The following is a 12,478-nucleotide window of genomic DNA, read 5'->3' on the forward strand; positions in this document are numbered from 1 at the left end:
GACCTGAACTGAACTGAATCGGACCGGACCGGACCGGTGGCGATCCCGAGGTGGGGGTGGGGATATCCCCACCCCCACCTCGGGTGTTCACCCGATCGTGCACAACCACCTGTGCACAGCAGTCTGTGCATATGCCCTCCACACCGCATATGCCCTCCACGCCCTCGCTTCCGGCGCTCCAGGCCCTCGCCCACCCCCGGCGGCTGGGCATTCTGGACCAGCTGAACCGGCATGGTCCGGCCACCGGCGCCGGGCTGGCCCGCGCCCTCGGCCTCAACACCGGGGCCACCAGCTACCATCTGCGCGCCCTGGCCCGGCACGGCTTTGTCGAGGAGACCGGGCCGCCGGACGGCGCCACCTGCCGGTCGAGGGAACGCTGGTGGCGCGCCGTCGCGCAGGATCTGCGCCTTCCTCCGCGCAGCGAGCAGGACCCCGGGACACGGGCCGTGGTGGACGAGATGAACCGTCTCGCCTACGTCTCCGACCTGCGGCTCTTCGCCCAACGCCAGGGTGCGGACGAGGAGTCGGGCCCCTGGCGTGACGCCTTCCCCTACTCCCGGGGCACCGTCCGGCTGACCCCGGCCGAGCTGCGGGAGCTGTTCGAGGACTATCTGGCGCTGCTCAACCGCTACCGCCGCGCCGAGGCGGACACGCCGCCCGGGGCCCGCGCGGTGCTCACCCGTTTCCTCGCCTTCCCCGCGCCGGCGCGTCCGCCCGAGGACGACGACGACCCGCCCGCCGGCCCGTGCCGCGCTGCGGCTTGAGCGGGTGACCAAGTCCTACGGCCGGTCCCCAGGGCGGTCCCCCGGCCGGTCCCCGGGCCGCGAGGGGCGAGGCGTTCTGGCGTTGGACGCCGTCTCCACCGTTGTCCCCGGCGGCACCTTCACCGCAGTGATGGGCCCGTCCGGCTCCGGCAAGAGCACCCTGCTGCACTGCGCCGCCGGACTGGATCGGGTGACATCGGGCAGTTGCTGGATCGGGGAGACCGAACTGGGCGGACTGTCGGAGAACCAGCTGACCGCGTTGCGGCGCCAGCGGATCGGTTTTGTCTTCCAGTCGTTCAACCTTGTTCCGGCGCTGACCGTTCGGCATAACATCGCGCTTCCGCTGCGGCTCGCCGGACGGCGCGTCGACCGGCGCCGGATCGACGAGCTGCTGGAGCGGGTCGGCCTGGCCGGGAAGGCCGGGGCCCGGCCGGCCCAGCTCTCCGGCGGTCAGCAGCAACGCGTCGCCATCGCCAGGGCGTTGATCACGGAACCCGAGGTGATCTTCGGCGACGAGCCGACCGGCGCGCTGGACACGGTGACGGCGCGGGAGATCCTGGACCTGCTCCGCTCCTGCGTCCGGGACGGCGGCCGGACCGTGGTGATGGTCACCCACGATCCGGTGGCCGCCTCCTTCGCCGACACCGTGCTCTTCCTGGCCGACGGGCGGATCGTCGACGAGTTGGCCGCGCCCACCGCCGAGCGGGTCGCCGACCGGATGACGCGACTGGGGGCGTGGGCCTGATGTTGCACTACACCCTGGCGACCCTGCGCGCCCGCGGGGCCGGCTTCGTCGGCGCCTTTCTCGCCCTGCTGTGCGCTGCCGCGCTGGTCACCTCCTGCGGAATGCTGCTGGAGACCGGTCTGCGCGGCGAGATCAGCGCCGAACGTTACGCCGGAACTCCCGTGATCGTTACCGGCGATCAGAATGTGCATCACGTCAAACAGAAGGGCGATAAGACCAAGCACAAGGCCAAGCCGGTTTTCGAGCGGGTATGGATACCGGCGGACACCGTCGATCAACTCCGGTCGGTGGACGGGGTGGCCGAGGTGCTGCCCGAAGTCTCGTTCCCGGCCGTGCCCATGGACGACGGGGGGCCGTTGGACGCCGGTGGCCCCGAGGCGCTGGGGCATGGCTGGACCTCCGCCGCGATCACCCCGTTCCAACTGGTCGAGGGCGAGGAGCCGGCGGCCGACGACCAGGTGGTGCTGGACGGCGCCCTGGCCCGCCGCACCGGGCTCGCCCCCGGCGACCGGGTGACCGTCCAGGCCACCGGCCGCCCCACCGACTACACCGTGGTCGGCCTGGCCACCCCCCGCGCGGGCGAACTCACCGAGCAGGCCGCCCTGTTCTTCACCGACCGGGAGGCCGAACGGCTGGCCGTCCGGCCCGGACAGGTCGCCGCCATCGGCGTCGTTCCCGAACCGGGCGTCGACGAGGGCGCGTTGGCCGACCGGCTGGAGACGGCGCTGGCCGACGGCCCGCTCCAGGTGCGGACCGGCGGCGAACGCGGCCCCGCCGAGTTCCTGGGCGCCGCCCGCGCCCGCGTCCAACTCGTCAGCATGGGCGGCGCCATCGGCGGCACCGGGCTGCTGGTCGCCGTGCTGGTGGTGGTCGGCACCTTCGCGCTCACCGGCCGGCAACGCCGCGCGGAACTCGCCCTGTTGCGCGCCATCGCCGCCACCCCGCGCCAGATCCGCCGGCTGATCGGCCGCGAGGCGCTGCTCATCGGGCTGGCCGCCGGGCTGCTCGGCGCCGTCCTGGGCATCCCCCTGGGCCGTTGGCTCTTCGACGAGTTCGTCGCCATGGGCACCGTGCCGCCCACCCTCGGCCTGGTCGCCGGCTTCCTCCCGCCGGCCGCCGCCGTGCTGGCCACCGCCGTCGCGGCCTGGGGCGCGGCCCGGATCTCGGCCCGCAGGACCGCCCGGGTGCGCCCCGCCGAGGCGCTGGCCGAGGCCGCGGTCGAACCCCGGAACGCCGGCTGGCTCCGGCCGTCGACGGGCGTGCTCGCCCTCGCCGGCGGCGCGGTGCTGCTGGCCGTGCTCTCGACGTTGCGCACCGAACCCGCGGCCACCCCCGTCACCTATCTGAGCGTGCTGCTGCTCTGCGTCGGCGTCGCCCTGCTCGGCCCGCAGTTGGCCCGTCTCGCCTTCGCGCTGGCCGCTCTCCCGCTCCGGCTCTTCCGGGTGACCGGCCATCTCGCCATCGAACACGCCCGCGCCAACGCGGCCCGACTGGCCGCCGTGATCACCCCGTTGACCCTGCTGATCGCCATGGCCTGCACCATTGCCTTCAGCGGGACCACCCTGGGGAACGCCGCCGAACGGCAGGTCAGGGACGGGGTGTCGGCCGACTGGGTGGTGACGGCCGAGGGGCCAGGAGTGCCGGCCGAGGCCGCCGAACGGCTCCGCGAACTGCCCGGCACCACCGCCGTCACCGAGGTGCTGCACAGCACCCTGCGCACCCCCGGGCTCGACAGGTACACCGCGCGGGGCGTCACCGCCGATGGCCTGGCCGGGACGCTCGACCTCGCCGTCTCAGCGGGCTCGATCGACCGGCTCGACGAGGACACCGTCGCGGTCAGCGATCTGGTCGCCGACGGCCACGGGATCGGCCCCGGCGACGAGTTCGCGCTGGTCCTGGGCGACGGCACCCCCGTCACCCTCACCGTGGCCGCCGTCTACGAACGCGGGCTCGGCTTCGGGGACCTCGTCCTCGACCATGCCCTGCTGGTGCGCCATGTGGACCATCCGCTGGCCGAGTCCGTGCTGGTCAGCGGCGCGGCCGACGCCGAGGAACTGTCCCGGGCGCTCGCCGGCTTCCCCGGCCTCTCGGTGGCCGGCGGCGACCGGATGGCCGAGTCGACGGCCGCCGCCCACGCCACCAACGCCGAGGTCGCGTTTCTGGGCATGGGACTGGTCCTCGCGTTCACCACCATTGCCTCGGTCAACACCCTGGCCCTGGCCACCGCCGAGAGGTCCCGGGAGTTCGCGTTGCTCCGGCTGGTCGGCACCACCCGGCGCCAGCTGCGCGCCATGGTGCGCCTGGAAACGCTCACCGTGGCGGCGGTCGCGATCGTCCTCGGCACCGCCATCGCGCTGGCCACCCTCACCGCCTTCAGCGCCGGGATGACGGGACGGGCGGCCCCGTCCCCGGCCCCCACCGGCTATCTGGCCATCGTCGCCGGAGCCACCGCGCTGGCCCTGGCCGCCACCGCCGTCCCCGCCCGGCTGGCCGCCCGCGAACGGGCCGGGCGCTGAGCCCGAGGCCGCGCCCGGCGCCGGTCCCCGCACCTCAGCGCCGGACCCGGCGGCGAACCCCGGAGCCGGACCCGGGCGGTGATATTTGGCGGCGGCCCCGCGCCATTGCCGTCAGACTGGAGCGTCGCACCATCGAGGAGAGGACCATTCCATGGCCAAGCGCGCACCCCAACCCTCCCGCATCGGAGCCCAGTCCCCGGCCGGGCGGGGCGGCTTCCGCCCGCTCGGCGAGCCCGAGGAGGTCACCCCCGACCCCAACGGCAACCGCGCCCAGCGCCGCGCGGCGGCCAAGGCCGCCAAACAGGGCCGCCTCCCCGAGACCGCCGAGGCCACGGAGGGCGAGAACGAGCAGAGCGACGGGACCGAAGGGACCGAGGACAAGTAACGAGCACGACCCCGCCGGGGCCCTGGGCCGGCGGCCGGCCGAACCCGAGACGCCCCGCCCCGCGCGGGGCGCTTTCGTATCCCCTCCGGCATCGAACACCGCGGCCCCGCCCCGTAGTTCGGGTGTCGGGTCGAACGGGTGTCGCTGGGGGGAAAGGGGAGGGTGCCGGCCGGGCGGGTGGCGGTAGCGTCCGGGGTGCGATCTGGCGGACAGCTCCTTGGAGGCCCTGGATGGACCGGACAACTCCCGTGCGCCCAAAGGCGGTTACCCCGGTGGTGGCGCGGTGATGGCGGACGAGACGGAGACCATTGGCCAGCGGATGCGCCGCGCGCGGCTACGCCTCGGGCTGACCCAGGCCGATGTCGCCGCCCGGCTGCGGCGCACCCAGAGCTGGGTCTCCAAGGTGGAGAGCGGCGATATCGAACTGGACCGCGCCAGCGTGATCAACGCGCTCGCCGGGGTGCTCCATATCCACCCCAACGAACTGATCGACCGTCCCTTCACCGGCAGCACGGCGGAGAACCAGTGGCAGGTCTCGGCCGCGCTGACCTTACGCGAGCTGCGGCGTTACGATCTGGCGCCGACCTTCGACGGCTCCCCCAGGCCGTCCGCCGAGCTGTGGCAGGAGATGCGCCGCCTCCACCGGCTGCGGGACGACGCCGACAACACCGCCATCCTGACCCTGCTCCCCGATCTGCTGCGCGAGGCCCATGCCCTGGCCGAGACGGCAGGGGGGCGCGAACGGGAGGAGGCGTACGCCGTCTACGCGGTGGCGTGCAAGTTCGGGCACACCTCGGCGCACGCCCTGGGGCACCCCGAGTTGATCACCCTGGCCGCCGAGCGCGCCGGCTGGGCGGCCCAACGTTCCGGCGATCCCCTGCTGCCCGCCGTGGTGGACTGGATGCGGGCCTGGGACATGTGGGCGACCGCCGACTGGGACGACGCGCTGGCCCTCGGGGACAAGGCGCTGCGCGGCGTGTCCGCCTCCTATGAGCGCGGCGAGGCGCTGGCGCTGCGGGTCTGGGGCTCGCTCCAACTGCGCGCCGCCGTCTCGGCCGCCAGGGCGGGGAACGCCGGCGAGGCGGGTCACCGGCTGAAGCTGGCCGACGAGTCGGCGCGCCGGGTGACCGCCGAGACCCAATCCGTCGACGACCGGCACTCGTTGACGTTCAGCGCCGGCAATGTCGGGATCCACCGGGTCAATGTGGCGCTCGAACTGAGCCAGCAGGACGAGGCGTTGCGGCTCCACGAGCGGCTCGACCCGGAGCTTGTCGACGCCCTGCCGGCGTCCCGGCGCGGCCACTACCGGATGGACCTCGCGCGCGCCTACCTCTGGTCGGGCCGACGCGAGCACGCGGTGACGGAGCTGGCGGCGGCGGAACGCATCGCGCCCCAGCTGATCAGGAACCATCCGATCGCCCGGGCCACGCTGCGGCGCATCGTCTACGGGGAGCGGACGGGGGTGCGCGAGCAACTGCGGCGGATGTCGGCGCGGTTCCATCTGAGCGCGTGACCCGGGAGCGGATCCAGGCCCGACGGCCGCCGGAATCGGATGTGTTGAGCTGCTCGTATTCCTTCCCCTCATGCCGACAGTAATGGCACGGGTACGTTCGGTGATGGGTCGCTCGTCGTTGACGCCGGAGGTGTCTGGTGCAGATCGATATCCCCTACCCCGCTTGGGTGCCGTCCGCTGGTCAGGGCGTCAGGGTCCTGCCGTGCGGCCGATGGTTCGACGCCGTCAGGGCCTCGGGAGCGGAGGGCGCCAGGGCCATCGCCCGGCTCGGCGAGCGCACCGGGCCCGTGATCCATCTCCCCACCGAACGCGCGATGTTCTGGCTGGTCCCGGTCGGTTCGGCGGACGGCTGGCGGCTCCCCGGCATCGTGGTCCTCGGCGCCGACGAGAGCCTTTCGGTGCCACCGCCGTCCCGCACCGAGGGACCGGCGGCGCGCTGGCTGATCCCGCCGCGCCGCTTCTGCCTCACCGATCCGGTCGCCCTGCACGAGGTGTTGACGGTCGTCGCCAACGGCTGTCGCACCCCGGACGCCTACCGGACGGTGGAGTGCCACACCGGGGCGCACCGCTCCTGTACCAAGGGGGTGGCGCCGCCACCGCCGGTCGGGATCCCGGTGATCTATCTGGCCTGCGACTGCTCGTGCCACGAGCGCTGAGCCGCGCCCCGAAGCGCGTCATCCGAGGTGGGACGATGGAACGATGAGACATCTGGGGATTCTGGGCCACAGCACCGAGGGTGCCGCGCTCTGCTTCCGCGCCTTCTGCCAGCGCGGATTCAAGGAGTTGGGGGAGCATCAGCATCCCGATGTCACCCTGGACTGCATCGCCCTGGCGCGGAGCATGCCGGGCTGGGACTCGGGGGACCACGCGGCCGTGCGCGGCGTGCTGGCGGAGAGCGTGCGTCGACTGGCCGCCGCCGGCGCCGAGTTCTTCCTCTGCCCGGACAACACCGCGCATATGGCGCTGGAGTTGCCCGGCGAGCCGCTGGCGCTGCCCGGCCTGCATCTGCCCGATGTGGTGGCCGCCCGCGCCGCGCGGGACGGGCGCCGACGGGTCGGCGTGCTGGGCACCCGCTACACGATGGACGGCCCGCTCTACCCGACGGCCCTGGGCCGGGTCGGCATCGAGGCCGCCATCCCCGAGGCGGCCGACCGGGAGCTGATCCACCGCACCATCTTCGACGAGTTGTTGAACGGCGAGATCGACGCCGGCTCCCGGGAGGCGTTCGCCGCCGTCATCGGGCGGCTGGCGGAGCGCGGTTGCGATGCGGTGGCGCTGGTGTGCACGGAGATCCCGCTGCTGGTCACGCCGGAGATATCGCCGTTGCCCACGCTGGACTCCACCCGGCTGTCGGCGGACGCGGCCTTCGATGTCGCGGTGGGGCTGGCGCCCTTCCCCGCATGGCGGGGTGGTCCGGTACCGCATGTCGGCGACCGTTCCTGATCTCCAGGGCCGGGGCGAATGTCCGTTTTTTCGCCGCTCGTTGACCGACCCTGGCCGATTTCCGCCTGTCAGGAAGTGGGCCGGCCTTCGCGGGCGGGATTGTCAGACCCATGGTCCAGCATGGAGGGCATGACAGACCTCGTCATCCACGATGAGTGGCAGCTTCCGGCGTGGACGGAGACGGTGGGGCCCGGTTGGGCGGCCCTGCTGGTCCGGCTGCACCAGCAGTTGCTTGTCCTCGCTCCGGACTACCGGATCGAAAAGTGCGAGCGCGGCCTGGGCGGCCTGCGGATCTGCGTCGCCGATCGCTTCGACGACCAGGGCGACTTCGACGGCCAGTGGGCCGATCTCGCCACCCAGCTCACCGACGCCACCGAAACGGCCTCCGAGCGGACCTGCGAGATATGCGGCGGCCCCGGCCGCCCGCGCTTCCGCGGCGGTGCCGGAGAGGTCTGGATCACGGCGCTCTGCGACGGCTGTGCCGCCGAGTTGACGCGCCAGGCGATCCCGGAGCCGCGCGGTGCCCGCGGCTCCGGGCGGTAGCTCCGTCAGTGCGCGGCCCGGGGCGGGCGCACCGGCGCGGTGGTCAGGATCAGATCGTGGGCGGCGCTGTAGCCGAGCCGGAGGGAGTTCTCGCCCCTGGTGATCGCCGGATAGAGATCGGTCTTCCTGCGGTCCACGGTGTCCCCGCCGATCCGGCCCAGCGGGATCAGGGTGCCGTCCGCCGCCCGGATCAACAGGTTCCACCGACCGTGCGGTTGGGCCAGGGCCGTCTCATAGGGGATCGTCAACAGCACCCGGCCGGTCGGCAGCACCCGCAGCGGGATGGTGAAGTCCAGCAGCTCGGGCTCCCGTTCCAGGACGGCCAGCGCCTCCCCGGCCTGCGGCCCGTGCGGGGTCGCCGTCACGGTGACGGCCTCCTCGTCCAGTCCGATGTCCAGCACCTCGGCATGGGTCGGCCGCAGCCAGCTGCGGAGGGAGAGGTTCCCCTCCTTGGTGGCATAGGGGATCCAGGAGCTGACGCCCTGCTCGCCCACCGTCGGCACGGCGTCCACCAGCGCCGCCTGTTCCACCCTGGTCGCCACCAGCCGGCGGGCCTTAGCGGCCGTCGAGGCCGTGACATAGCAGTCCCAACGCCCTTCGGCCAGCCGCTGGTCGGCCCGCCGCACCGCGCCGCGCCCCTCGCGGTCGAGCGGCAGCCGCACCGTCCGCCCCTCCGGATCGTCCCGCAGCCGCAGCACCAGATCACCCGGCTCGGCCGGCGTCAGAGCCACCTGGAAGCCGCCGTCGGGCGTGGCCACGCAGTGCGCCGCCGGCCGGGCCGGCCGGTCCGCGCTGGCCGCCACCACCAGCCGGCGGTCCTGGCGCCGGCGCAGCAGGGTGCGCAGCCGCAGCCGGCCCCGGCCGCGCGGGCCGCCGGCGAACAGCTCCTCATAGGCCGCGGCGACCACGGAGGGCTCGTAACGCGCGGCGGTGCGCAGCGCGTTCTCCGCCATCCGCCGCCGCAGCGGCGCGTCGGCCATCACCCCGCGCAGCCCCTCGGCCAGCCCGGCGGCGATCCCGGCGTCGCCGCCGTCCATCGGCACCAACACCCCGTCCTCGCCCGGGGTGATGATCTCGCTCGGCCCATAGGGGCAGTCCGTGGAGACCACGGGCAGCCCACAGGCCATCGCCTCCACGATGGTCAGCCCGAACGACTCCCAGGAGGAGGAGACCGCGCCGATCGCGCCCTTGGCCCATTCCGTGTCGATCGGCGAAACGGCCCCCATCAGCCGCGCCCGGCCGGCCAGCCCCAGCGCGTCGATGCGCTCCAACAGCGGCTCCCGCAGCGGCCCACGCCCATAGATCCGCAGCTCCCAGTCGGGGAAATCGTCGCGGAGCCCGGCGAACGCCTCGATCAGCAGGTCATAGCGCTTCTGGGCCACCAGCCGCCCGGCCGCGACCACCATCCTGCTCTCCCCGGTCGACCGCGTCACGGCCGGCGCCGGCGAGGAGTTGGGGATATGCCGGATCCGGGTGGCCGCCTCCGGCAGCGCCTCCCGATAGGCCGCCGCATCGGTGCTCGACACCGGCGCGAACGCGTCCAGCTCGGCCACCGCCGCCAGCTGCAGCTCCCGATGCCCCGCGTCCTCCCTGACCCGCAGCGTGGAATGCTCCTGCCCCACCCGCAGATAGCGCCCCGGCACGCCATAGCGCGCCAGATAGACGTTCAACACCGGCCGGGTGGAGATCACCACATCGGCGTCCGCGTGCCGCAGATAGTCGGCCATCCGCTGGTCGCTGAGCGCGCTGACCCCGCCCACCGAGTCGGGAAAGCACCCGCTCGGCTGCTTGGCGGCCGGCAGCTCCGGATCGGTCGCGCTCTCGCGCTGGTCGATCAGCGCCACCATCCGCACCCGGGGATCGAAGGCCAGGCCCGGCGAGTCCCGGTGACAGTAGAGGCTGGCCACGGTGACGCTGTGGCGCTCGACGAGGGCGGCGGAGAGGTTCGCCACGGAACGGATGGTGCCCCCGATGCCGTAGGCGTTGTTGAGCAGAAAGGTGATCTTCACGGTTCTATGCCTGAGTTCCGGTGAGACCGCGCCGCCGCGTGCGGACGCGCGGGCAAGGACGAGTGAGCCGCCCGACGGATGTGCCGAACGCGGCAGATGGTGACACAGCGAACGCGCCCCCGTACCCGGGGTGAGCATCGATCGACGGCCCGATCGCCCTGCTCAGCCGAAGCCCAGGCTGCCCCGGGGCCCTCGCACCGCGCCCACGGTTTCATCCGTACCGGTGAACGGGCACCCGTCGAGCGGCCCCCGTGGACCTAGCCGGCGGCGAGCGGAAGCCGGTTCAGGGCGTGCGAACGGAAGCTCGTCGTCCAGCTCGGCCGGCCGAAGCAGCCGGCGTCCAGGCGCGGCAGCAGCGCGGTGAGCGCGGCGCCGATCTCCAGCCGGGCCAGCGGCGCGCCCAGGCAGTAGTGCACCCCCTGCCCCAGGGCCAGTTGGGCGGCCGGCTCCACGCGCCGGATGTCGAAGCGGTCCGGGTCCGGATAGCGCGCCGGATCGCGGTTGGCCGAGGCGAGCCCGAGCAGCACCGTGTCCCCCCGCGGAACGGTGACGCCCGCCACCTCAAGCGGCTCCGTCGCGAAGCGGCGCAGCGCCACCAGATTGGGATGCCCATGGCGCAGGAACTCCTCGACCGCCCCCGGCAGCAGCGCCGGATCCGCGCGCAGCGCCGCCAGCTGCTCCGGCTCCTCGCTCAGCGCCAACAGCCCCGCGCTCAACGTGTGTTGCACGTTCTCGATGCCGGCGCCCAGCAGCAGGAAGGCGAGCGAGACCAGCTCCTCCTCGCTCAGCCGGTCGGCCTCGTCCCTGGCCGCGATCAGCGTGGAGAGCAGATCGTCACGCGGATCCGCCCGCCGGGCGGCGACCAGCGCCAGCAGAAAGCGGTGCACCTCAGCGACGGCCTCGGCGGCCGCACGGGAGCTGGGCGGCGCCAGCATGGTGGAGATCCAGCGCGCGAACGGGCGGCGGTCCTCCTCCGGCAGATCGAAGAGATCGCTCATCACGGTCAGCGGCAGCGGGGTGCTGAACTCCGTCACCACATCCGTCGTCAGCCCTTCGGCGTAACGGTGGGCCGCCGCCTCGATCGCGGCGCGCAGTCCGGCCACCCGGCGTGGGGTGAAGCCGTGCGAGACCAGCCGCCGCAGCCGCAGATGGTCGGCGCCGTCCAGGTTGAGCAGGTTGGCGTCCAACTCGGGCGGCAGCGCGAAACCGCGCCAGGGGGTGCGGGCGTGTCGCTTGCTGACGGACAGCCTCGGATCGGCCAGCAGCGGCCTGACCTCGGCGTCCCTGGTGACCAGCCAGACCGGGGAGCCGTCGGGCAGCGCGATGTGGTGGACGGGGGCCGCCGCGCGCAGCTCGGCGAGCACGGCGTGCGGCGCCGAGGTGAACGCGTCGTCGAAGGGCTCGGGCAGGCTGGCCGGGGTCGCCGATGGCGTGACGGTGCTCATCCGGCCCATTCTCCCCGGCTCCTCGGACCGGCGACCCGGCTCACCCGGCTCACCGGGGCGGGCGGGGGCGCGCGAGGGGCGCGCGGCGGGGGAGAGTGCCATCATCGCCTCACCGTCAGTTTTCGGTCGAAACAGTGAAGAAACGGCTGACGAAACGAAGAAACAGAGAGTCGGCGGAATCCGGTCGGAACCGAAACGGACCGCCGGGGCTGGACGCGGTGACCGGGGGACGTTTCCGCGCGGGACCGTTCAGGAGGTCGTTACAGATGTCCGAGTTCCCCGAGGGGCTGCCCTGTTGGGCCGATGTCACCCTGCCCGATCTGGAAGCGGGCAAGTCCTTCTACGGCGCGTTGTTCGGCTGGACCTTCGAGGAGGGCCCCGAGGAGTACGGCCACTACACCGTGGCGTACTCCGACGGCCACCCGGTGGCCGGCCTCGCGCCCCAGCTGCCGGGGCAGGAGGTGCCTCCGGCCTGGGTGCTCTACTACGCCTCTCCCGATCTCTCGGCGACCGCCGCCCGGATCAGGGAGCACGGCGGCCAGCTGCTGGCCCAGCCGATGAAGGTCGGCGACATGGGCTCGGTGCTGCTCGGCTGGGACCCGGGCGGAGTGCTCTTCGGCGCCTGGCAGCCGGGCCGCCACCGGGGCTTCGACCGCCGCAACCAGCCGGGCGGCTTCTGCTGGAGCGAGGTCGCCACCCGCGATCCGGCGGCCGCCGACGCGTTCTTCCCGGCCGTCTTCCCCTTCCGGGCGCGGAAGATGGGCGACGGCGACGATATGGACTACCGGGTCTGGAACATCGGCGACCAGATGGTCGGCGGCCGCTACGCCCTGGGCCCCGACGCGCCGAGCGGCGCGCCGTCCCGGATCGACATCTACTACGCGGTGCCGGACTGCGACGCCGCCGTGGAGACGGTCGACCGGCTGGGCGGCACGGTGCACACCGGCCCGGTGGACAGCCCCTTCGGCCGGATGGCGGCCATCAGCGATCCCCAGGGCGCCGGGCTCTCGGTGATCGACCTCTCGACCACCAAGGGCGAGCCCCCGCCGGTCGAACCCTGAGCCGGCCCCGCGCCGCCCGGAGGTCGTAAATGCCCTGGCCCGACGCTCCGTTGA

Annotated in this window: 11 protein-coding genes; 9 read left to right on the top strand and 2 right to left on the bottom strand. The window is 73.4% G+C overall.

The genetic code is table 11. The annotated features are described in order from the left end of the window. Positions 1-131: 131 nt before the first annotated feature. The 8 genes from AOM46_RS13645 to AOM46_RS13680 all read left to right on the top strand — a co-directional run bounded on the left by AOM46_RS13645 (position 132) and on the right by AOM46_RS13680 (position 7,909). Positions 132-764: a helix-turn-helix transcriptional regulator gene (locus tag AOM46_RS13645; RefSeq protein ID WP_062210368.1), complete on the top strand. Its 633-nt coding sequence runs from the start codon at positions 132-134 to the stop codon at positions 762-764. A 4-nt stretch (positions 765-768) separates the two neighbouring features. Beyond that, positions 769-1,509 (top strand): ABC transporter ATP-binding protein, encoded by a 741-nt coding sequence (locus AOM46_RS13650; RefSeq protein WP_234313768.1) that lies wholly within the window; start codon positions 769-771, stop codon positions 1,507-1,509. Further along, positions 1,509-4,025 (top strand): ABC transporter permease, encoded by a 2,517-nt coding sequence (locus AOM46_RS13655; protein ID WP_199823969.1) that lies wholly within the window; start codon positions 1,509-1,511, stop codon positions 4,023-4,025. The genes AOM46_RS13650 and AOM46_RS13655 overlap by 1 nt, the downstream gene beginning before the upstream one ends. Before the next feature lie 151 nt (positions 4,026-4,176). After that, complete coding sequence (locus tag AOM46_RS33175; RefSeq protein ID WP_062210377.1) at positions 4,177-4,410, top strand: hypothetical protein; 234 nt, start codon at positions 4,177-4,179, stop codon at positions 4,408-4,410. 286 nt (positions 4,411-4,696) lie between these two features. After that, entirely contained in the window at positions 4,697-5,923 is a 1,227-nt protein-coding gene (locus AOM46_RS13665) for a helix-turn-helix domain-containing protein (RefSeq protein WP_062210379.1), read from the top strand. Positions 5,924-6,060: 137 nt separating this feature from the next. Next, positions 6,061-6,579 carry a hypothetical protein gene (locus tag AOM46_RS13670; RefSeq protein ID WP_062210382.1) on the top strand — a complete coding sequence of 173 codons (519 nt, stop codon included), beginning with the start codon at positions 6,061-6,063 and terminating at the stop codon, positions 6,577-6,579. 43 nt (positions 6,580-6,622) lie between these two features. Next, positions 6,623-7,366, top strand: coding sequence for an aspartate/glutamate racemase family protein (locus AOM46_RS13675; protein WP_062210384.1), 744 nt, complete (start codon positions 6,623-6,625; stop codon positions 7,364-7,366). 129 nt (positions 7,367-7,495) lie between these two features. Beyond that, on the top strand, positions 7,496-7,909 hold the full coding sequence (locus AOM46_RS13680) for a hypothetical protein (protein ID WP_062210386.1): 414 nt from the start codon (positions 7,496-7,498) through the stop codon (positions 7,907-7,909). A 5-nt stretch (positions 7,910-7,914) separates the two neighbouring features. On the opposite strand, the gene AOM46_RS13685 is transcribed toward AOM46_RS13680, so the two are convergent. Then, positions 7,915-9,918, bottom strand: coding sequence for a glycosyltransferase (locus AOM46_RS13685; RefSeq protein ID WP_062210389.1), 2,004 nt, complete (start codon positions 9,916-9,918; stop codon positions 7,915-7,917). A gap of 257 nt (positions 9,919-10,175) precedes the next feature. Beyond that, on the bottom strand, positions 10,176-11,363 hold the full coding sequence (locus AOM46_RS13690) for a cytochrome P450 (protein ID WP_062210886.1): 1,188 nt from the start codon (positions 11,361-11,363) through the stop codon (positions 10,176-10,178). 266 nt (positions 11,364-11,629) lie between these two features. Here AOM46_RS13690 and AOM46_RS13695 point away from each other — a divergent pair, with 266 nt between their 5' ends. Continuing rightward, entirely contained in the window at positions 11,630-12,424 is a 795-nt protein-coding gene (locus AOM46_RS13695; RefSeq protein ID WP_062210393.1) for a VOC family protein, read from the top strand. Positions 12,425-12,478 lie beyond the last annotated feature (54 nt).

The sequence above is a fragment of the Streptomyces sp. NBRC 109706 genome (genome assembly GCF_000974485.1).
Classification (GTDB): Bacteria; Actinomycetota; Actinomycetes; order Streptomycetales; family Streptomycetaceae; genus Streptomyces.

What these genes read in the sequence shown, in the direction of transcription:
- AOM46_RS33175 (WP_062210377.1), top strand. Translation starts at nt 4,177, where the DNA reads ATGGCCAAGCGCGCACCCCAACCCTCCCGCATCGGAGCCCAGTCCCCG.
- AOM46_RS13665 (WP_062210379.1), top strand. Translation starts at nt 4,697, where the DNA reads ATGGCGGACGAGACGGAGACCATTGGCCAGCGGATGCGCCGCGCGCGG.
- AOM46_RS13690 (WP_062210886.1), bottom strand. Translation starts at nt 11,363, where the DNA reads ATGAGCACCGTCACGCCATCGGCGACCCCGGCCAGCCTGCCCGAGCCC.
- AOM46_RS13680 (WP_062210386.1), top strand. Translation starts at nt 7,496, where the DNA reads ATGACAGACCTCGTCATCCACGATGAGTGGCAGCTTCCGGCGTGGACG.
- AOM46_RS13675 (WP_062210384.1), top strand. Translation starts at nt 6,623, where the DNA reads ATGAGACATCTGGGGATTCTGGGCCACAGCACCGAGGGTGCCGCGCTC.
- AOM46_RS13695 (WP_062210393.1), top strand. Translation starts at nt 11,630, where the DNA reads ATGTCCGAGTTCCCCGAGGGGCTGCCCTGTTGGGCCGATGTCACCCTG.
- AOM46_RS13645 (WP_062210368.1), top strand. Translation starts at nt 132, where the DNA reads ATGCCCTCCACACCGCATATGCCCTCCACGCCCTCGCTTCCGGCGCTC.
- AOM46_RS13655 (WP_199823969.1), top strand. Translation starts at nt 1,509, where the DNA reads ATGTTGCACTACACCCTGGCGACCCTGCGCGCCCGCGGGGCCGGCTTC.